This window comes from Gluconobacter sp. P5H9_a (assembly GCF_018812085.1).
Taxonomy (GTDB): Bacteria; Pseudomonadota; Alphaproteobacteria; order Acetobacterales; family Acetobacteraceae; genus Gluconobacter.
Map to the genome: position 1 here is coordinate 401,913 of NZ_JACRVW010000001.1, position 19,653 is coordinate 421,565.

Below are 19,653 nucleotides of genomic sequence, written 5' to 3' on the forward strand. Positions count from 1 at the left end.
ATAAAGAGCGGGCAGGCATGAGTGATCTCACAATGCTGAAGAATGTTGGTAAAGCAGCACTCGCGGATTTTGCCATATTGGGGATTACCTCAACTGCGCAGCTGGCATCCTGTGAGCCGGACGATCTTTATCTGAAGCTCTGTCAATTAACGCAGCAGCGTCATGATCCCTGTGTGCATGGCGTGTTTGCGGCCACCATCCATCAGGCGAAAACAGGAGAAGCCCTGAACTGGTGGGCTTTCACGCCTGTTCGCAAGGAACGGATGAAAGCCGGGACGTTCTGTACGCTCCCAACTCCTTAACGAACGAAAATCTGGTTTGTGGCGTAAGAGAGCCAGATGTCGTGTTTTGCGAACCAGTCTGAGCCCAGCAGCATGTCGGCCTGATCATGAACCGGCGCGACAGTCAGAACTGGATCGACCCAGACTGTGCCCCCCATGGAAAAGCGCTTGAAGCGATGCCAGTGGTATCGGCGTTCATGCAGGTCCACACCGGCAGTCATACCCCCAGGATCGAGGGCGAGCAGTTCGTCCGTGAGGCCGAGGCGATAGGCGAAGTCAGTGCTGACAATATGGGAGCGCGCACCGCTGTCGAGAAGCGCGGTTCCACGCGTCCCATCAAGCGTGAACGTTACCATCAGGCGCCCGTCAACCTGCCGGGCCGGGACCGTGCTCCATTGGCCTTTCCAAGAGGGCAGAAGCTGGCAGGACGAGCTGTTTGAGGAAACCTTCCAGAAAATGAGCTTCTGATGGGGAACGTCAAACTCCAGGTCATAGCCATCCAGAACATCTGCTCCGAGGAGTCCCAGAATAGGAGGATGAATCATCGGGGAGCCGGGAAGAGAGCCTATGGGCATAGAGCCGGCACCAAGAGAAAGGCGACCTAGTTGCAGGTCTGCAATACGGATATTGGCAACGAGGTGTGGCGTGCCGTTGGGGCCCTGCATGACAGTGTGGCGGTCTGGGTCCTGAGGCAGATGAAGCGCTGCAACTCCCTGAGGTGTCATCAGACTTCCCTGTGAGCCTGTGTCTACGATCATGGAGACCGCATGACCGTTGATCTGGGCTGGAATGCTCAGATATCCACCATCATCGCGCAGCGGCAGAACGGCCGCTTGTACTGTGTGGCATGGCACTGCTTCAGCCTTGCCGGTCAGAGCCATAAGAGCAGCCAAAATGCCCCATGTCAGTCTTTTCATTCCTGCTCCGCCCGTGGGTGTGCCTTGCGCCAGACGTCCAGCAGGTGCTTTTCGTCTGCCAGAGTATAAGCCTGGGTGGTGGAAAGACTGGCATGGCCCATGAGTTCCTGAATGGCACGCAGATCAGCGCCACCTTCCATCAAATGGGTCGCAAAAGAGTGGCGAAGAGCATGCGGTGTGGCGGAATCCGGCAGACCTTCTCCCTTGCGCCACTCGCGCATGGCCCGCTGGGCGACACCGGGATTCAGGCGGCCCCCCCGCACACCACAGAACAGCGGAGCGTCCGGGGCCGGAGAAGGGTGAACCCCTTTCCATAACTCCAACGCGTCACGGACTGCCGGAAGCAGCGGAACCAGACGTTCTTTCCCCCCTTTGCCCACCACGCGCAGCATGTTCTCACCAGCGTTGGTCAGGTCCCGCACATCAAGGGCCAAGGCTTCACCAATCCGCAAGCCTGTACCGTACAGAAGCGTAAAGAGTGCTTTGTCCCGGATGGCAGCAGCGCTCGTAAAAGCATCGTCGGAAATCCCTTCCGGCGCGGCCAAGGCCTGTTCTTGCCCAAGAGGACGTGGAAGGCGCTTTTTCAGTCGAGGGGTCGCGAGGAGCCCCGGTGCAGGATTCGAGACGTCATGACGCATGGCCAGATAGCGAAAGAACGATCGCAGGGCCGAAACATGTCGTGCTCTGGAACGAGCACGCGCATCGGCATTTGTGGCGCGACGTGTGGGTTTTTCGCTCCGGGCGGTTTCATGAGCCAGCCACGCCCGGAGATCGGCTAGGGAGAGCTTTGCCAGAGCAGTCAGATCAACCTCGCCCCCCAGATGCTGCTCAAAGAAGGAGAGGGCCATAACGATATCATGGCGGTAGGCCTCAACCGTTCGCAGGCTGGAGCGCCGTTCATGGGTCAGCCATTCGGTCCAGTCGCGCAATGCGTCATGGGCCATCATGGCATTTCGGGCTCAGGGAGGTTAGACACAGGCATGGCATCCAGCAGCCTACCCAAGCCTGACCTCTGGCGAAAGCCACCCCCCACCGGAACGCGTGTCTCGGTGCTCGTTCCGCTGCCTTTTCCGGGGCCGTTAGACTATCTGGCACCCATGGCGCTTCAACCGGGCGATCTGGTGTCAATTCCCTTGGGAAAGCGGGAGACGGTCGGATGTGTCTGGGATACGGCCAGCACAGTCCCTGCTGACTTCGCGACGGCTCCGGGGCGCGAGGTTCCGCTGTCCCGTTTGCGTCCGGTTGTCGAAAAGCTGGACGTACGCCCCCTGCCGGGCAGTCTGCGGCGGTTTATTGATTGGGTTGCTGCATATACCCTGACGCCGCCTGGGCTTGTACTGGCGATGGCAACCCGCATTCACCTGAAGGACGCACCAAAACCTGCGTTGGGTTGGGTCAGAACAGAACAACCGGAAGAGGGCCTGCGCATCACTCCGGCCCGTCGTTCCGTCCTCAATGCGGCTTCCGATGCACCGATGACGACGTCTGATCTCGCGGCGGCCAGCGGTGCCAGTTCCGCTGTGATCCGAGGGCTCGCGACTGCGGGGCTCCTTCGGGAAGCCGTCATCTCTGTCGCGGCTCCTTTCGCAACGCCGGACCCAACTCACGGTGCACCGCAGCTTTCTGAAGAGCAGGCAGACGTTGCCGAGCAGCTGTGCCGCCCGGTGAAAGAGCAGCGTTTTGACGTCACTCTGCTGGAGGGTGTGACAGGATCAGGAAAGACCGAAGTTTATTTCGAGGCTGTCGCGGCCTGTCTGGCGCAAGGGAAACAGGTTCTGGTCCTGTTGCCGGAAATTGCTCTGTCAGCTCAGTGGACGGATCGGTTTATCCGTCGTTTCGGTGCAGACCCAGCCGTATGGCACTCCGACCTCGGAACCAAGCGTCGACGCGAAACATGGCGCGCTGTAGCGGACGGGACGGCCCGTGTCGTTGTGGGCGCGCGATCAGCGCTCTTTCTGCCGTTTGAAGATCTTGGGCTCGTCGTGGTGGATGAGGAGCATGAGAGCGCCTTCAAGCAGGAAGAAGGCGTTATGTATCATGGGCGGGACATGGCTGTGGTTCGCGCCCGTCTGGCGAACGCTCCTGCCATTCTTGTGTCTGCCACGCCGTCATTGGAGACGTTGGCGAATGTGGAAAGCGGCCGGTACCATCATGAACTGCTGACTGCCCGGCATGGCGGAGCGACGATGCCGGACGTCTCTCTGGTCGATATGCGGGCTGATCCGCCAGAGCGTGGGCTCTTTTTATCCCCGGTGCTCTGCACTGCCATTGATGAGACCCTGAAGAACGAGGAGCAGGCAATGCTGTTCCTCAATCGCCGTGGCTATGCACCGCTGACGCTCTGTCGTGCCTGCGGGCACCGAATGCAGTGCCCCAACTGCTCCACCTGGCTGGTGGAACATCGCGCGCGTGGTATCCTGACATGCCATCATTGCGGTCACACCGAGAGTATTCCGTCAGACTGCCCGCAATGCCACGCCGAACACTCGCTCGTACCCATTGGGCCGGGAATTGAGCGCATTACGGAAGAGGCAAAGCTGCGCTTTCCTGAGGCAAAGATCCTGGTCATGTCTTCGGATACACTGGGCTCGCCGGCGGCTACGGCGGAGGCTGTGCGGAAGATCACGGATGGCGAGGTCAATCTTATCATCGGAACCCAGATTGTCGCCAAAGGCTGGCATTTCCCGAAGCTGACGCTGGTCGGTGTCGTGGATGCGGATCTGGGGTTGGGTGGCGGCGATCTGCGGGCAGCGGAACGCACGGTTCAGCTTTTGCACCAGGTCGCGGGTCGTGCGGGTCGTGCGGAGCGTCCTGGCCGTGTCCTGCTTCAGAGCTACGTGGGTGAGCACCCTGTCATGACGGCGCTTGTTTCCAATGATTTTCAGACCTTCATGGAGCAGGAAGCCGAGCAGAGACGCCCTTCTTTCTGGCCACCATACGGCCGACTGGCGGCGCTGATCATCAGTGCTGCGACGGCAGACGCGGCAGATGCTCTGGCAAAGGAGATAGCCTTTGCAGCACCGGAACGGGAAGGGGTGCAGGTGTTAGGCCCAGCCCCTGCGCCTCTGGCTGTTTTACGCGGGCGGCACCGGCGCCGGTTACTGCTGCGGACCATGCGGGGAATTGCTGTCCAGCCGATTTTGCGGGACTGGCTGAAAGACATCAGGCCCAAAGGAAGCGCCAGGATCGATATCGATATCGATCCTATCTCGTTTCTCTGAAGCGTTGATAACGACAATCCGGATTATGACAAAAAAAGTCCGGACACTTGTATTTGTTAAGAATGACTCGCATTAGCATCAAACCTTTACTCTTCGAGATGCGAATCAAATGAGCCCTACAACAGCCAGCCTTGGTCGGAGTGTGTTTCGTTGCACTCAGTCAATGGCGTTGATGTTCGTTTCCCAGTTGTTGCTGTCTTCTTCCGCCAGTGCAGGCTCGCTGGTAGAGAAACCGGAAAAGCAGAAAAGCTCTTCTGCGGCCCACGCTCGTAAAAACAGCCCTTCTTCTGCGGCCAGGCGCAGAAAGCAGGATATTGTCACGGTGGTTGGGCAGCAGCAGGCCGCTTCTGTCAGTGCCGCCAAGATGGCCATTCCGTTTTTGGAAAACCCTCAGATCATTTCTGTCGTTTCCCGCAAGCTGATGGATGAGCAGAATGTCATCCGCCTGTCGGATGCGCTGCAAAACGTGGCAGGCGTGTCACACGCGGACAGCTACGGCCTGTATGACAGTATTCGCGTGCGTGGCTTCAGCACATCCGGCATGACCTATCTCGATGGCATGAAAACCATCGACAGCCTTTCCATGAACGAGACTGTGGGCCTGTCGCGCATGGAAGTCATCAAAGGGCCGGCGTCGGGTCTGTTTGGGCAGGGACCGCTGTCCGGCATGGTCAATATGGTCAGCAAGAGGCCGACAGACAGTAATTTTGCCACCTTCACGGCTCAGGGTGGATCTTGGTCCTATTATGAAGGGCGCGCGGATATCAACAGGAAGCTGACATCCAACGGGATGATTACAGCACGGTTGAATGCCGTTTACCGGAAACAGGATTACTTCGTTCGTGCCTCGGATATGGAGACGCTCTATGTTGCGCCATCCATTTCAATTCGCCCGACAGATCATACCGATCTGACGCTCTTGTTCCGTTATAATCGCACGAGCGGTCACCCTTATACGGCGATCCCGGCATACGGGACGGTTCTGCCGTCTCCCTGGGGAAAACTACCCAGGGATTTTGCCATTAACGATGTTGGAAACCCTGCCCAGCAGCGACAGACTTATGTTCATCTGGGCTACATGTTCGATCACAAGTTCAATGAGAACATCGGCTTCCATCAAGGGTTTCGGTATCAGGTGTACCGTCAGACCTATAACAGATGGCTGTTTGCAACGACGGGGTTCTCGAACGATCTTTCACAGGTTGGTCGGTATTACTATGGACCGTATAATAACCACGGAACTGACGTTCGAATTGATACGAACGTTAATTTTAAATTCCATACAACACACCTAATCTCGCATTACCTTCTGGTCGGGACCGACTATGGTCAGAATGGAACCAACTCCACCACCGGCTTTGCAACCACCACAAATCTCAATCTCGCAAATCCGGTCTATGGAGATGTTCCCGACTATGCGAGCAGTGGTGTCATTTCCAAAACACGGCAGGACCAGTTCGGGGCCTATATTCAGGACCATATGAAGATCGGCCGTCAGGTTGCGGTGACATTTGGTGTGCGCTGGGATCGTGCGACCAGTGGCCGGGGCGGGAACAATCCCCCAACGACGGCTTTTAGTCCGCACGCAGGCATTACCTGGGCCTTTACGGACTGGATGTCTGCATACTTCAACTGGTCCAAGGCGTTTCTGCCAACGACGTCTGTTGATTATCAGCAGAATATCCTGCCACCACAGAGAGGAACGGATTACGAGGTTGGCCTCAAAGCGCAGACGCGAAACGGTGTGCTGACAGGGATGGCCACCCTTTTCGATCTGGCGCGGACAAATGTCGCGACAACAGATCCACTTCATCCGCTTTACTCAATTGCTCAGGGTGAGCAGACGAGCAAAGGGTTTGAACTGGAAGGCAATCTCAGAATTCTCCCGACCTGGACTGCCAATATTGCGTATACTTATCTCGATACCAAAATCACCAAAGACAACCAGCTCCTGCCCAATGGCGGAACTCTGTGGCTTGCGGGTGTTCCGCACCATATTTTCAATGTCTGGACAAAGTATTCCATCCCGTCAGGGATGCTGAAGGGGCTTGGTATTGGGGCGGGTGTGCACTTTGAGGGGGCCAGCCCAGCCGATAACTACACGCCACGCGATCCCATCTATGGCCTGACGTACAAAACGTCTGCCTATGCTCTGGTCAATCTGGCTGCGTATTATGAAAGAGGGTCCTGGAGCGCGCAGGTCAACGTTCAGAATGCAGCCGACAAGCGATATTTCCCGTCAGCTTCTTTAAGCCGAACGGTTGTTGGAGCCCCACGAACGATTATGGGTGGTCTGACAAAGCGATTCTGAAGAGGGTTCTGGCCAGAGATCCGGGTTAGAGTCTGGCCAGAGGAATGGTCAGCCTTTCCGGTTACGGAAGAACTGGATTGTTGCTGCCACGACGGAAATAACGGCGAGTGCCTGCTGGAAATAGGGGCGGAAACGCTTGGGGCCGATTGTCGCCATGCCGGTCATGACAGCCAGGCTGATTTCGCGGGCGCGGCCAGCATGCTTGCAACAGGCTTTGACTTTGCTGCAACAACCCTGTTTTGCGGGAGCCTGATCGGTGGGAACTGTTTTGGTTTTCATGAAGGTCCTCCTGAATAGAGTGAATCAGGGAATGAACGCTGACGAATACAAGAGGTTGTGTTCGTCAGTCTTCCTGTCCGTCTTTCTCTGTCTGAAGGATTTTGAGTTGCTTGTCTGCATCAGGAGCATGCGGATCAAGCTGCATCATCTGTTTGTAAGCACGAAGGGCAGCGTCTGGCTCGTGCCTTTCCCGCTCTGCATCCGCCAGCATTCCCCATGCCGTTGCGTCACCAGGGTCTGCCTGAATAACCACGCCCAGATCGGAAATCGCACCATTGTTGTCGCCCGCGGCAAGGCGCACGGCAGCACGATAACGGCGAAGAATGGATTGGTCAGGCTGGATGGTGATGGCGGAGGTGAGGTCGTCTTCCGCGTTCTGGAAATCGTGTTTGCCCAGTGCATCCTGCGAATCGGATAAAAGCATCCGTACAGCGCCTGTCAGGCTGCGGCTGCGGAGGCTTTCAGCCTGATCAGCAAGCTGACGTGCAATTTTTTCATTTCCAGCGAGAGCGAGAGCCTTTTCCGCCTCAGCAAGACGTTCCTGAACGGTCTTGTGGTGTGGATGTGCCTTGCTGGAATCGTTTTTTGCAGGGGAAGGAGCGCTGGCCGGTCCGGACGTTTGGGACGGGGCAGGGGTCGGCGGTGTGGCAGAGGAAATGGCCGGTGCACAAAGCAGAACGGCGCCAGCCATCAGCCAGCGCCGTCTGTTTGATATCCGGCGAATCAAAGCAATTAGCCCTGACGTGCCTTCATGCGCGGGTTCTTCTTGTTGATGATGTAAACGCGTCCACGACGGCGGACAACGCGGCAGTCCTTGTCGCGGACCTTTGCGGACTTCAGGCTGTTGCGGATCTTCATGATGTTTCCAGGCTCTCGACTGTATGGCCCACAATGGACCGGATAGCGGGCCGGAACGCCCGCAAAAGGATGGCCTCGCTTAACGACCGTCCTTTAAGGAGTCAAGGTCAACAGCGTTCTGGAGCGCGGAAAAGCTGCCAGAATGCGTTCTGCAACGGTGTGTGACTATCATGCCATGAGGCTTGTCCGGAGATTATTTTCCCCTAATCATGCCGTCATGATCAAGCGTCGCTTTGTGGCCACCCTCCTTCTGGCCGTCCCGCTCGCCTTTCCGGTCCTGGCTCATGCCGAGGACGGAGGGGCCAAAACCAATGATGACGACCCATCGATCAATGCGTTGGGCATCGGGGTCAATCAGGTCCTCAAAGTCCTGCAGACTCACCCCGATTCTGCTACGGATGCCTGTATCAATGCTCTCAAGGAGATGCATGAAGCACAGGATCAACTGAGCAAGGAAGAAGGGCACGAGAATAATCAGGACGTCGAGGTGGCGCGGGACGTGACATCGTCCACCATGGAAGACGTGACAACGATCTGTGGTGCGGATGCACGGACGCTGTGCAGGGAGTCAGCCGAGAGTAATCCAAAGCTCGCCGCAGCCTGTCATGCTCTCCCTCATGAAGATGATTGAGGAGTCGAACATCACGTTTCGGCGATAAAATCCGTCAAATCATGTCACGGCCAATCCGGGGCTAACCTTCTTCTGAAGGGAGGAGTAGGGTTTTTAGTCTGAGTTGATGACTGGAACTGTAAGCTGCGCCGGAATGACCCGTTTGCCTGGCAGGGATAATCTGTCTTGACCGCCACGTTACAGTCGGTCTTTCGCCCGGGATGGATCCAGTTCAGTCTCCGAACCTGGATTGCGCTCGTTCTGGCTCTCGCCACGGCGTTCTGGGCTCAGGTCGACACGCCGGCCGGTGCTGGCGTGACTGTCATGATTCTTGCGCAACCCCTTCGGGGGCAGGCGCTTTCCAAAGCGTTTTACCGCTTTCTCGGCACCCTGCTGGGTGTCGGCGTTTCTATCCTTCTGATTTCCATGTTCAGCCAGGATCGTGGCCTCTTTCTCGGAGGTGTCGCGCTCTGGATGGCTGGCTGTGCTTTCGTCGGAACACTGGAACGCGATTTCCGGGCGTATGGTGCGCTTCTGGCGGGCTACATGGTGGCCCTTGTTGCAGTTGCCAGCATTGATGCGCCCCAGAATATTTATCACGTCAGTGTAGCGCGTGCCTCAACGGTCGCTATCGGTGTTGCCTCCATTGCTGTCGTCAATCTGCTGTCTGGCTCACCACAGGCCTGGCGCAATCTCGCCAAGGGGCTCCAGAATCTGGGGCAGAGAATCCGTGGTCTGAGTCACTCTGCCATTATGGGAGAGCCCTCACCCTCGGCGCAGGGTACCACGGCACTGGCCTCCGAAATTCTGTCTCTGATGACGCAGATCTCCTATGCCCGAACGGAGCTGGATCGTAGCCGACTGCGCATGGCAGGCGCCAAGCTCAGTATTATTGGTATGCTGACGGTTTTGACCTGTAGCCGAGCCATTTCCGCCCTGTTGAAAGAGGGGGGCGTCACGGACATTCTGGTGCGTTATGTGCGTCAGTGGCACGAACGGGTGGAGGATGGCACGAACCGTCAGGAAACCATGGGCACCATCCTGTCCAATATCCGGAAAGAAGACCCTGAGTACTTTCCCACGCCTCGGGATGCCTGGTTTCTGGAACGTGCCGCAACGCTTCTGAGTAACCGGCTGCATATTCGTACTGGTATCAGTACGCTCATGAAGGCGACCCCGGCGGGAGAAGCGCTCAGGCTGGCAACACTTTCAAATAACCCGGATTACATTACGGCCTTTATCAACAGTATGCGTGTGCTGCTCGGGTTCAGTTTTGTAGCCGCATTCTGCATCGGAACAGGACTGCCAGCTTCTGCGACTGCGCTCTCTCAGTGTGCTTTGGTCCTTGTGCTGGCATCGTCTTCTTTGGACACAGCCCAGTTTGGTAAAGGTGCGATGATTGGCACGCCTCTCGGGATTTTTGCCGCAGGGTTTTTGTCCTTCTGGGTTCTGCCCTACGTTTATACCCTTCAGGGCCTGGCCTTTGTTCTCCTGCCTCAGACCGTTATTGCCTGCCTTCTTTTGATGAATCCGAAAACGGCCGCTGTGGGCTTCCACTATGGTGCGTTCTTTCTCGTTTTCGTGGGCTTGGGGAATCATCATAGTTACGATCCGGCGGCCTTCCTTGAGCGTAATACGTTCTATTTTCTGTCAGCGGTTCTTTCATTCATTCTTCTGGTTCTGCTGTGGCCACCGACGGCGCGGCGGCATCGTTTCCGGATTGCCGTGGCCATCTCTTCGGATCTGGAATCACAGCTCGGCGGCCATGGTGAGACGATGGGGCCTGCGTTGCTCAGCCGGAAATATGACCGTCTGAGTCAACTTCTGCTCTGGACGAGGAGGTTACCCAAGGGAGGCACCTCTTCAGAGCATGTCTTTGAGCGGCTTGTAGCGCTTGAGGATCTGTCCAGCACGATTGCGCGCGTCCAGCTTTATCTGGATCAGGCCGCTCGTATGCCTTCCCTGCGGCATCTCGTCCGTCCCGCGCGCAAAGCCCTTGCAAGAGACAGGCTGGGTATTCTGGAGCGCGAACTGGCAGATATGACCCAGGAATTCCTTGACCGTCTGCGACTTGGCGCCCCCAGTGAGGAGATTCTGATCCTCAACTGTGTGGGTGGGCTGGAAGCCGTGCGCGTCATGCTGCTGCGGAACCGGACGGCTGTTCATCATTATGGAATAGGACGCAAACGATGGTGATGAGACAGGTCGTAGACCTTGGCGGTTTGCTTGTGTCTGCGTTCGTCGTCAATCTGGCGTTGTCACTTCTGACGCTGGCTATTCTTCGCTGGCTCATGGGCTGGTTTGATCTGTGGCGTTTCGTCTGGGATCCGCCGCTTGCCCAATTCGGCATCCTTATCTGCCTGCTCGGGCTCTATACCCTGATCCTCTGATACAAGGCCGTTTCAAGTGCTATCCAGTGCCCATCGTCTGATCCGCCTGACCATTACGATCTCCATCCTTGTGGTGGCTGCCGTCGTGGTGGTTATCCTGTGGGATTACTACACAGCCTCTCCCTGGACCCGGAACGGGCAGGTGCGTGTTCAGGTCGCCAATATCGCGCCGCGCGTTTCAGGTCAGATCCTTCATGTGAATGTGCAGGATAATCAGCCTGTCCACCATGGAGATGTCCTGTACGAAATTGATCCGTTCGATTTCCAGGTCGCGGTGGATGCGGCCAAGGCCAAGGTCGCCGAACGCAAGGCAGACATGGAGTTCAAGCAAGTGCAGGCCGAGTGGCGTAAGGCCATTCCCGGTGTGGCGGTCTCACAGGAAGAAAAGAAGCAGTACGTTGCACTGTCCCAGCAGGCAGCGGCACAGTACGCTTCTGCTCAGGCGGACCTGCGTCAGGCAGAAATCAATCTGGACCGTACAAAAGTCCGCAGTTCCATAGACGGTATTGTCACAAACCTGATCATGCGACCGGGTGACTTTGCAACAGCCGGCGTCGTGAACATGCACGTCATTGATACCAACTCATACTGGATCGACGGCTATTTCGAAGAAACCAAGGTGCATGATCTGGATGAGGGTGATCTCGTTCGCATGGATCTGATGGGCTACCATGACCCGCTTTTTGGTCACATCGAGAGTATTACGCGCGGTATTGCCAGTAACAATGCACTGGTGAATGAGCAGGGTCTGCCGACAGTTGATCCAGTTTATACGTGGGTGCGTCTGGCACAGCGTATTCCAGTGCGCGTGAAAATCGATAAGGTCCCGTCCGATCTCACATTGGCTGCTGGCATGACAGCAACCGTGACGGTCGTTTCAGAGACGGGAAATCGTCGCCATCGCTCAACGCAGGATGCTTTTCAGCATTTCGGTGATGATGTTCGTCATCTCTTTGGTCATAAATAAGAGAAATTCCAATATCCGGGGCAAAAATGCCCCGATTGGGGTGGGCACAGGATTTTCATACAACTTTTTCCGTCAGAACCCGTACCTTACTTCGTCAGGCCCACAGAGCATTTCAGGTAAGGAAGAATTGTGCGCGTATCTTTTTCCCGTAAGACGATCAGTCTGTTTATGGGTGGCGTTTGTATTGCCGCCATCTCAGCGCAGGCGAATGCCGCACCTCAGAACAGCGCACAGAAGCCGGGTGTTCTGCTGAACTCTGCTCCGTTGGCAGAGACCCTGAGCCTTCCGAATGCTGCTCGTTCCCTGCGCATCACCTATCTTTCCACAGATGGTGTTACGGGGAAGGGGCTTGTCCCCGTAACTGCCGAAGTCATTGTTCCTGCTGGCGAAGCCCCCGCAGGCGGGTGGCCGATTGTCGCCTGGGCGCATGGTACGGTGGGAAATGATGACAGCTGCGCACCGTCTCTGAACCCCTACAGCGAGCGCAATACTCATTACCTGTCCGAATGGATGAAGCGCGGTTTTGCGATTGTCGCAACGGATTATCAGGGACTGGGAACACCGGGTGTACATCCTTATCTGAATACGCGCGCTGAAGCTTATAGCGTGCTGGACTCTGTGCGGGCTGCGCTGAAGTCTGTGCCGGGCCTCCAGAACAAAGTGATGATCGTTGGACAGTCCCAGGGCGGCGGAGCAGCCTTTGCCTCTGCGGCGTTTGCACCGACTTACGCTCCGGATATCAATGTGCGCGGGACTGTGGCGACAGGCATCCCGTACATGACGCCGGAAATACTGTCTGGCCTGTTGCAGGAAGCTGGCAAGTCATCGGGGTATAGCCCGCTGGTGGCTTACACGCTGCTGATTGGTTCGTCCTATGCCGGTCTGCATCCGACCTTCCATCCCGAAGATGCCTTTACGTCCAAGGCTATGCCGGCCTTCAAGGCAGCGGCTGCCTCCTGCCTGACGGGCCTCTCAGACATGGCGGAGAAAGACGGTCTGACGCTTGCGAATGCGCTTCAGCCCACGTTTGTAAAGGCCATGACGCCCGCGTTTAAAACAATGACGTACCCGACGTTGAAACTGGCCCAGCCACTTTTTGTTGGAACGGGCACCGCGGATCAGGACGTTCCGCCACAGCTGCAGGAAGGCCTGGTCAAGGCAGCCTGTGCAGCTGGATCAACAGTTCAGGCGCATTTGTATAAAGGGCTGGACCACTCTCAGACAGTCAATGCGTCCCTGCCGAACTCAGCCGCCTTTACAAAAGCTGTGATGGCCGGTGAGCCAGTCACACCGCAGTGCACGCCGATTCCTCAATAATCAGATGATTACCCTAAGGGAGAGCACTCTTCCTCAGGGATTTTCAGACGTTGTTCATAAAACTGACGATCGCGTCAGCCGCTCTTTGCGATGCCCCGAGCAAGGGCTCCCCAAACGTTTCCCGGAACAGTTTTTCCTGCACTGGCCGATAGAGCGCATGACGTTCTTCCGCCCGTGCAACCGCAGGCATGATGTCTGCGGGGGCATCGACCACGTCTCCGAGTGTCCAGTGTAAAAAATACGGATCGTCACGCCATGGGAGCTTGTGAGGATTCAGGAAAATACAGGGGCGCGGGATGGCCAGAAATTCATAAACCTGACTGCTGACATCCCCAATATAAAGGGCCGCCTGAGACGTGTAGGTCATGTCCAGCATGGCATTTGAGCCAGTGTCCACGAGCACCTCGGGGCTTTGCTGGCGTTGAAGCAGACGCTCCCGGATGCCAAAGCCTTTGTGGAACATCTTGATGTGAGGGGCCACGACCAGATTGTAATCGTTCTGTGCCTTAAAGCCTTTAATGATGGTGTCCATACACGTGGGTGCAGATGTCAGGACACGCTGATAGTGCGGATTATAGAGCGCGAAGGGACGTTCGTTGCTGAAAGAAACGGCATTTTCCCGGCGGACGGCTTCGAATACGTCGAATTTGGGATAACCCACGATGCGTGATGCACCATTCTGGATAAGCCCCTTGTCCCGGAAGTAAGTCTCGACTTTCGGACCGGGCACAAGCGTCAGATCAAACTCTCGAACAAGATGCTCGTCGTTAACGTAACGGTCTCCGGCGCCATGCATCAGCAGGATGAGTTTCGGGCCGTTCAGCCCCATGTCTTTCAGGACGCCTGCCGTATATTCCGTTGCGACAACCACATCGTACTGGTTCAGCTCTTCAACGTTCTCCTGAAGAATGACCAGTCGCTCCTGATCCAGACGGCGTGCGCGTTTCAGGATGTTTGCTTTCCAGGATCTGGGAAATGGCAGCAGCGGAAGCGGCGGAACATTCAGAGCGCGTCTGATGCGGGCCAGATGATCAATGGTCTCTGGAAAGCTGTAGTATTCCGTGACGTCACATCCCGGTATTGCCGCAAGTGCACTGGCAACGGACGCGGTGTGGTAGCACTGATAAGGCTCGGCAATATAAATGAAGGCGATTTTCATGAGCGTCTTTTGCGTCCTGCCCGGAGCAGACTGCCTGCTGCTCTTGTCCGGAACGCCGTCTGCTGGAAGGGCGCCATCCCGGTTATGAAGTGCCTCTGAAACACCTCAGAGGCTCGGAATAGGGCCCTGTTCATAGTCTTCGGGTCTTCGCTGTCAAGAACGCGGCAAAACGCAGGGATGCATGTTCCGGCATGGACACTCCCGGGGCTTTGTGGTCAGAAAGCCCGCATGTCCGCCGAGCGCTCTGTTTTCAGATCCATTTTCCGAAATGTCAGTGTTCTCACCCTTGGCCGTGTGGTCAATGCCCTGTGCAGCTTTGTCTATATCGCGTTCACCGTGCGCGCTTTGGGCCTCTCTGACTTTGGATTGCTGATCCTCATTCATTCTCTGGCTTCGACCGGATCCGTTCTGTCACGGATGCAGTCCTGGCAGACGCTGATCCGCTTTGGCAGTGATGCATTCAGCAAGAACGAAACGGACCTGCTGCGGAAGGTCGTTCATTTCTGTATCCGGCTGGATACGATGTCTGCGGCCGGGTCCATTATTTTCGGGCTTGTCGCCGTGCAGATTTATGGTGTGACGGCACACTGGTCCAGGCATGTCCGGTTTCTGGCGGATTTGTACGTGATTGTGAGCCCACTGATGTATTCAGGCTGGGCCAACGGTATTCTGCGAATGGCAGGGAAATTTCACCTTGTTCCGATCATTGATACCTGTGCCGCGCTCGTAAAGACGGTGGGAGTTCTGGTCGGATATGCCCTGCATCTGAAGCTTGGATATTTCCTTGCAATGTGGGCGCTCGCGATCATCATCGATTACGGTTTCTACTTCTATTACGCGATGGATATCCTGCGAAGGAAGTTCCGGTTCCGCTATTTCCAAGCCTATCGCAGTTGGCGCTGGCAGATCCCCGGCATGTGGCAGTTTACGCGTGCGGCCAGCGTGAACCAGACACTCGGTAACATTTCCGGGCATGTTGCAACGCTTCTGGTCGGTAACGGCCTTGGCCCGGCGGAAGCTGCTGTTTTCCGCGTTTGTCGCCAGATTGCAGACGGGATTGTTACGCCTGCCCAGCTCATCTCGCCGGTGCTGTACCCCGAACTGGTCAAGATGCGGGACAAGCAGGACTGGAAAGGCCTCAAGCGCGTTACATGGAAAATGTTTGGCGTGCTGACCGCACTGTCCCTGCTGCTTCTGGTGCTGTCTGCGTTTTTTGGCTCAAAGATTTTCCGTCTGATGCTGCATGTTCATGTGCATCACACATCGCTTTACATTTCCATCATGCTGATGGCCGCCGTTTTCAGCCTGCTGGTTATTCCGCTGGAGCCCCTGCTGATCGTCGTCGGGCATGTGAAGTTCCTGATGACCAGCCGCACGGCTATCATGGCGATCTATTTTCCCGCGCTCTATGTTCTGACTATGCATTTTGGTCTCGCCGGTGCCTGCCTGACGACGGCTGCCTGTAACGCGGCTATCTTACTGTCACGGTTTGCCGGGGTCTGGATGTTTGGCGGACGGATCGGGAAGCCGAAACCCGAGTGATGTCTGGCCCCCTGCAGGCGTGGGCCAGACTGTCATCCCTTTAGCGTAGAGGCGCGCGATCCATTGCCCAGATGGCGAAAGCCTGCACCAGCGCAACTTCTTCCAGTCGTTTGAAGCGCCCGGATGATCCGCCATGGCCTGCATCCATGTTGATGCGGCACAGGAATGGGCCGCCTGAGGCCACTTCACGGAGCTTGGCAATCCATTTTGCAGGTTCCCAATAGGTCACTCGCGGATCTGAAAGGCCCCCCATGGCAAGAATGGGCGGGTAGGGGCGCGCCTGAATGTTGTCATACGGTGAATAGCTGGCAATGAGATCGTAAGCCTCTTCGTCTTCAAGTGGGTTTCCCCATTCCGGCCATTCTGGTGGGGTCAGTGGCAGGGACGTGTCAGACATGGTGTTGAGCATATCCACGAACGGCACCTGCGCGGCGATCCCGGCAAAGAGGTCGGGTGCCATGTTGGCCACGGCGCCCATCAGTAGGCCCCCGGCTGAGCCACCATGAGCAACGATGCGCCCTGCTGAGCCATAGCCCTCTTTGGCCAGATACTCTGTGGAAGCAATGAAGTCCGTGAAGGTGTTGGGTTTGGTCTTGCCGCGCCCTTGCAGGAACCAGTTCCAGCCTTTCTCGGACCCACCACGGATATGCGCGATGGCATAAACCCATCCACGGTCAACGAGACTGAAGACTGTTGTGGAGAACCCTGCATCCATCGCAATGCCGTAGGAGCCATATCCATAGAGCAGAAGGGGGGCAGAGCCATCCAGCGGCTGGCCTTTCCGCATCAGAACGGTGATGGGAACCTGCTCGCCATCTGCAGCCGTCGCGAACAGACGCCGCGTTTCATACTGCGCTGGATCATGGCCAGACGGGACATCGCGAACCTTCTTCAGGGTTCGCTCGCCTGTTGCCAGATTGTAGTCATACCAATGCGCTGGCGTTGTCGGGGATTGATAGACGTAGCGCAGAACAGAGCCGTCATATTCCAGAATGCCCTGAAGGGTCAGATCATATGCGGGTTCGTCCATTCCGATCGTGGCGGCCTGCGCACGAACATCTCCTGTTACGCCTGTCTTTACGACGCGGATATAAACGTTTCCGTCTTTCCGCTCTGCCCATGCCAGATAATCACGCGACGCCGTAGCCGCCAGAAGGTAGTGCCCCTCCAGATACGGGACGAATGGGCGCCAGTTTTCCCGATCTGTTGCCGTATCTGGCGTTTGCATGAACTGGAAATCGACAGCGCCGCCCGCGTTGGTGAGAATGATGAAACGATCATTCCAGTGCGTGAAGGAATAGCGCTCTCCCCGGACCAGGGGAGCTGCAACAACAGGCATTACTGTCGGCTCGGCAGCAGGAATCAGAAGCGTCTCATTCGTATCGTGATCCCCGCGTTCGATAACGATCCACTTGCGAGAGGCGCTGGTGCCGATGCTGAGGAAAAAGCCTGCATCGGTTTCATCGAAGACGAGTACGTCCGCCCCGCCGGTCAGAGGACGGCGGTAAATCCGTGATGGGCGGCCATTGTCGTCCCGGAAGATCCAGAACAGCCACGCACTGTCAGGGGAAAGAGCAAAGCTTCCGGTCGTGCTCTCAACCGCTTCGGCGCAGAGTTCTCCGGTCTCCAGGTCCTTGACCTGAATGCGATAAACTTCAGAGCCCTGCACGTCTTCGGAATAGACAAAGTAGCGATGATCCGCGGAATGGGCCGTCCCGCCGAGCGCATAATAGTCAAACTGTTTGGCGCGGGCGTCCACATCCAGAAGGATCTGCTCTTCTCCGCCGTCGCGCGGGCGCCGTGCCCGGAGAGGATGCTGAGCCCCATCTTCAAAGCGGCTGTAATAGGCCCAAGGACCATCAGGCACGGGAATGGATTCTTCGGCAAGGGGAATACGACCGATCATTTCCTGCAGAAGCTCTTTGCGAAGCGGTTCCATGCCAGAGAGCACCGCTTCGGCGTACGCATTTTCTGCCTTGAGGTGATCGGTGATGTTCTGACGAAGGACAGACGGATCCCGCAGAACCTGCTGCCAGTTCTCGTCCTTCATCCAGGCGTAGGCGTCAGTTCTGGTCCGGCCAAGCTGCGTTGTTGACAGGGGCTCCTGCTTTGGAGCCGGCGGAACGGGGAGGGATTGCATCGCGTCTGACATATCCGAAACCTTGGCGCAGAAATGCCGGGGACTCAATCCAGCGTTAATGGACTGCCTGAATGCGGGGCCTCATGGCGTTATAAAATCGGGAAAGATGATTCGAAAAGAAACTAAGTCGGATCTCAAGTGTTTTTAGAGAACGGCCGTGAGATAGCCAGCAGAGTATTGCTCTGGTGATTATATTCCTGAATAGCCGCTGTGTAATAATATCGAACATGGAAAGACTCTATCCATGAATACCAATAAGTATTTTGCTGCCGTTGCCGCTCTTGGCCTTGCTGTCTCTGGTGCTGCTTTTGCACAGACAGCTCCGCAGCCTGGACAGCCGATTGTTCCACCAGGAACTCAGGCTGTGATCACGCCTAACCACGTGCAGGCCGTCGGTGGTATCAACGGTATTGCAACTGCATCAACGCCTGGTACGCTTGGTGAAAATGGCATGCCATCCATCGACAATGCGCAGGCTGGCAACGTGGCAGGCCTGACGTCCTATTGCATCCATAAGAAGCTCTCGCTGGGTACAGGGCCGCGCTCGGCATCCCGCAAGCTTGCCAAGCGCTCTGATGTTCAGAACGACCAGTACTACTCACTGGGTGGCCGTGGTCTGCTCCAGACCAGCACCAACACGCCGTTCGACATCTCCACGCTGCCCAAGGACAAGCAGGTTCTGGTCTGCCGTGATCTCTTCAAGAAGGCTCAGAGCCTCGGCAACTGAATCTTTTGAGTTTTCGTCCTGAGAAAAGCCCCGGAGCAACTGCCCCGGGGCTTTTTTTATGAGCATTGGCCTCTTAACCGTTGCGGGCTTGCGCGGCAAAAGCGTTGAGCTTGGTCAGTGTTTCATCGAACTGACCATTGGCCTCCGCAAAGCGTAGAAAGCGCATGCGTTCGACAAGAATTTCCGGTGGCGTGGGCTGTTGCGTCAGCAACGCCATGACTTCATCCGTAAAGTCCGTCAGGGGCTGATAGCCGGGGCGCGTTTCTTGGCCAGGCGTGAGGCCTGTCTGTACTGCGGGGGGCGCAAGTTCGATAACCTCGACTTTCCCTTTCAGAACCTCTCGGAGGGCAATCGTGTAGGAATGGATCGCGGCTTTGGTGGCATTATAGGTGGGTGTTGTCGTCAGCGGCACGAATGCCAACCCGGATGTCACATTGATCACGACGGCATCCGGCTGCTTGAGCAGATGATCCGTCAGGCTGTTGATCAGGCGGATCGGCCCGAGGAGGTTGGTCGTGATCGTCGCTTCGGCATCCGCCAGATCATGCGTCTGCGCCAAATCTTCAAATCGCATGATGCCGGCATTGTTGATCAGAACATTAAGTGACGGATATGCGCTTAGAAGCCGTTCTGTAAAATCAGCAATCCCCTCCGGGCTTTCAATATCCAGCACTAGTGCATGCATGTTGGCTCGACCGGCGATCGTTTCATCCAAAGCATTCTGGCGACGCCCGGCGACGACAACCGTGTTGCCAGCATCATGCAGTCGCTGTGCAAGAGCCTGGCCTATGCCTGAGCCACCACCAGTGATCAGGATTGTGTTTCCGCTCGGTTTCATTGGAGTTGCTCCATTGAGAATTGGAACGCTCTATCTAGCGGGCTATCGTCAATTCGAAAGAAGGCACCTCAAAGATTTATACGCACCGAAAAGAGA

At 56.4% G+C, this 19,653-nt stretch carries 18 protein-coding genes; 10 read left to right on the forward strand and 8 right to left on the reverse strand.

Annotated features, from left to right (window positions below):
• Positions 1-17: 17 nt before the first annotated feature.
• Positions 18-302, forward strand: coding sequence for a helix-hairpin-helix domain-containing protein (locus tag KP708_RS01825; RefSeq protein ID WP_215750033.1), 285 nt, complete (start codon positions 18-20; stop codon positions 300-302).
• Here KP708_RS01825 and KP708_RS01830 read toward each other — a convergent pair.
• Together KP708_RS01830 and KP708_RS01835 are read right to left on the reverse strand one after the other, a co-directional pair.
• A complete protein-coding gene (locus KP708_RS01830; RefSeq protein WP_215750034.1) occupies positions 299-1,198 on the reverse strand; it encodes a retroviral-like aspartic protease family protein in 900 nt (299 codons plus the stop codon). The genes KP708_RS01825 and KP708_RS01830 overlap by 4 nt on opposite strands.
• Positions 1,195-2,145 carry a tyrosine recombinase XerC gene (locus tag KP708_RS01835; RefSeq protein ID WP_202207114.1) on the reverse strand — a complete coding sequence of 317 codons (951 nt, stop codon included), beginning with the start codon at positions 2,143-2,145 and terminating at the stop codon, positions 1,195-1,197. Before KP708_RS01835 ends, KP708_RS01830 begins: the two co-directional genes overlap by 4 nt.
• Positions 2,146-2,178: 33 nt before the next feature.
• Here KP708_RS01835 and KP708_RS01840 point away from each other — a divergent pair, with 33 nt between their 5' ends.
• Both KP708_RS01840 and KP708_RS01845 read left to right on the forward strand, forming a co-directional pair.
• Entirely contained in the window at positions 2,179-4,419 is a 2,241-nt protein-coding gene (locus KP708_RS01840; protein WP_215750035.1) for a primosomal protein N', read from the forward strand.
• A gap of 109 nt (positions 4,420-4,528) precedes the next feature.
• Positions 4,529-6,730, forward strand: a complete 2,202-nt coding sequence (locus KP708_RS01845; RefSeq protein ID WP_252347339.1) for a TonB-dependent siderophore receptor — start codon at positions 4,529-4,531, stop codon at positions 6,728-6,730.
• A 48-nt stretch (positions 6,731-6,778) separates the two neighbouring features.
• Here KP708_RS01845 and KP708_RS01850 read toward each other — a convergent pair whose 3' ends face one another.
• The 3 genes from KP708_RS01850 to ykgO all read right to left on the reverse strand — a co-directional run bounded on the left by KP708_RS01850 (position 6,779) and on the right by ykgO (position 7,867).
• Positions 6,779-7,009: a hypothetical protein gene (locus KP708_RS01850; protein ID WP_202207116.1), complete on the reverse strand. Its 231-nt coding sequence runs from the start codon at positions 7,007-7,009 to the stop codon at positions 6,779-6,781.
• Positions 7,010-7,073: 64 nt separating this feature from the next.
• A complete protein-coding gene (locus KP708_RS01855; RefSeq protein WP_252347340.1) occupies positions 7,074-7,700 on the reverse strand; it encodes a M48 family metallopeptidase in 627 nt (208 codons plus the stop codon).
• Positions 7,701-7,741: 41 nt separating this feature from the next.
• A complete protein-coding gene (gene ykgO / locus KP708_RS01860; protein ID WP_007281615.1) occupies positions 7,742-7,867 on the reverse strand; it encodes a type B 50S ribosomal protein L36 in 126 nt (41 codons plus the stop codon).
• Positions 7,868-8,009: 142 nt separating this feature from the next.
• Between ykgO and KP708_RS01865 the strand changes: the two genes are divergently transcribed.
• From KP708_RS01865 to KP708_RS01885, 5 genes are all read left to right on the forward strand, one after another.
• Complete coding sequence (locus KP708_RS01865) at positions 8,010-8,498, forward strand: hypothetical protein (protein WP_237389903.1); 489 nt, start codon at positions 8,010-8,012, stop codon at positions 8,496-8,498.
• A 165-nt stretch (positions 8,499-8,663) separates the two neighbouring features.
• Positions 8,664-10,673 carry an FUSC family protein gene (locus tag KP708_RS01870; protein WP_215750037.1) on the forward strand — a complete coding sequence of 670 codons (2,010 nt, stop codon included), beginning with the start codon at positions 8,664-8,666 and terminating at the stop codon, positions 10,671-10,673.
• Positions 10,667-10,867, forward strand: a complete 201-nt coding sequence (locus KP708_RS01875; protein ID WP_016737852.1) for a DUF1656 domain-containing protein — start codon at positions 10,667-10,669, stop codon at positions 10,865-10,867. The genes KP708_RS01870 and KP708_RS01875 overlap by 7 nt, the downstream gene beginning before the upstream one ends.
• Positions 10,868-10,883: 16 nt before the next feature.
• Positions 10,884-11,834 carry an HlyD family secretion protein gene (locus KP708_RS01880; protein WP_215750038.1) on the forward strand — a complete coding sequence of 317 codons (951 nt, stop codon included), beginning with the start codon at positions 10,884-10,886 and terminating at the stop codon, positions 11,832-11,834.
• A 129-nt stretch (positions 11,835-11,963) separates the two neighbouring features.
• Positions 11,964-13,151 carry a lipase family protein gene (locus KP708_RS01885; RefSeq protein ID WP_371822699.1) on the forward strand — a complete coding sequence of 396 codons (1,188 nt, stop codon included), beginning with the start codon at positions 11,964-11,966 and terminating at the stop codon, positions 13,149-13,151.
• 43 nt (positions 13,152-13,194) lie between these two features.
• On the opposite strand, the gene KP708_RS01890 is transcribed toward KP708_RS01885, so the two are convergent.
• Positions 13,195-14,310: a hypothetical protein gene (locus KP708_RS01890; protein WP_215750040.1), complete on the reverse strand. Its 1,116-nt coding sequence runs from the start codon at positions 14,308-14,310 to the stop codon at positions 13,195-13,197.
• 228 nt (positions 14,311-14,538) lie between these two features.
• On the opposite strand from KP708_RS01890, the gene KP708_RS01895 reads away from it, so the two are divergent.
• On the forward strand, positions 14,539-15,852 hold the full coding sequence (locus tag KP708_RS01895) for a lipopolysaccharide biosynthesis protein (protein ID WP_215750041.1): 1,314 nt from the start codon (positions 14,539-14,541) through the stop codon (positions 15,850-15,852).
• A 40-nt stretch (positions 15,853-15,892) separates the two neighbouring features.
• On the opposite strand, the gene KP708_RS01900 is transcribed toward KP708_RS01895, so the two are convergent.
• Complete coding sequence (locus tag KP708_RS01900; RefSeq protein WP_252347341.1) at positions 15,893-18,004, reverse strand: S9 family peptidase; 2,112 nt, start codon at positions 18,002-18,004, stop codon at positions 15,893-15,895.
• Between the two features lie 232 nt (positions 18,005-18,236).
• Between KP708_RS01900 and KP708_RS01905 the strand changes: the two genes are divergently transcribed.
• Positions 18,237-18,719: a DUF2501 domain-containing protein gene (locus KP708_RS01905; protein ID WP_202207122.1), complete on the forward strand. Its 483-nt coding sequence runs from the start codon at positions 18,237-18,239 to the stop codon at positions 18,717-18,719.
• Between the two features lie 73 nt (positions 18,720-18,792).
• Here KP708_RS01905 and KP708_RS01910 read toward each other — a convergent pair whose 3' ends face one another.
• Entirely contained in the window at positions 18,793-19,557 is a 765-nt protein-coding gene (locus KP708_RS01910; RefSeq protein ID WP_202207123.1) for an SDR family oxidoreductase, read from the reverse strand.
• Positions 19,558-19,653: the final 96 nt, after the last annotated feature.

Bases quoted from the DNA above. Each gene is read 5' to 3' on its own strand.
- KP708_RS01825 (WP_215750033.1), top strand. From the start codon at position 18: ATGAGTGATCTCACAATGCTGAAGAATGTTGGTAAAGCAGCACTCGCG.
- KP708_RS01830 (WP_215750034.1), bottom strand. From the start codon at position 1,198: ATGAAAAGACTGACATGGGGCATTTTGGCTGCTCTTATGGCTCTGACC.
- KP708_RS01835 (WP_202207114.1), bottom strand. From the start codon at position 2,145: ATGATGGCCCATGACGCATTGCGCGACTGGACCGAATGGCTGACCCAT.
- KP708_RS01840 (WP_215750035.1), top strand. From the start codon at position 2,179: ATGGCATCCAGCAGCCTACCCAAGCCTGACCTCTGGCGAAAGCCACCC.
- KP708_RS01845 (WP_252347339.1), top strand. From the start codon at position 4,529: ATGAGCCCTACAACAGCCAGCCTTGGTCGGAGTGTGTTTCGTTGCACT.
- KP708_RS01850 (WP_202207116.1), bottom strand. From the start codon at position 7,009: ATGAAAACCAAAACAGTTCCCACCGATCAGGCTCCCGCAAAACAGGGT.
- KP708_RS01855 (WP_252347340.1), bottom strand. From the start codon at position 7,700: ATGGCTGGCGCCGTTCTGCTTTGTGCACCGGCCATTTCCTCTGCCACA.
- ykgO (WP_007281615.1), bottom strand. From the start codon at position 7,867: ATGAAGATCCGCAACAGCCTGAAGTCCGCAAAGGTCCGCGACAAGGAC.
- KP708_RS01865 (WP_237389903.1), top strand. From the start codon at position 8,010: ATGCGTTCTGCAACGGTGTGTGACTATCATGCCATGAGGCTTGTCCGG.
- KP708_RS01875 (WP_016737852.1), top strand. From the start codon at position 10,667: ATGGTGATGAGACAGGTCGTAGACCTTGGCGGTTTGCTTGTGTCTGCG.
- KP708_RS01890 (WP_215750040.1), bottom strand. From the start codon at position 14,310: ATGAAAATCGCCTTCATTTATATTGCCGAGCCTTATCAGTGCTACCAC.
- KP708_RS01895 (WP_215750041.1), top strand. From the start codon at position 14,539: ATGTCCGCCGAGCGCTCTGTTTTCAGATCCATTTTCCGAAATGTCAGT.
- KP708_RS01900 (WP_252347341.1), bottom strand. From the start codon at position 18,004: ATGTCAGACGCGATGCAATCCCTCCCCGTTCCGCCGGCTCCAAAGCAG.
- KP708_RS01905 (WP_202207122.1), top strand. From the start codon at position 18,237: ATGAATACCAATAAGTATTTTGCTGCCGTTGCCGCTCTTGGCCTTGCT.
- KP708_RS01910 (WP_202207123.1), bottom strand. From the start codon at position 19,557: ATGAAACCGAGCGGAAACACAATCCTGATCACTGGTGGTGGCTCAGGC.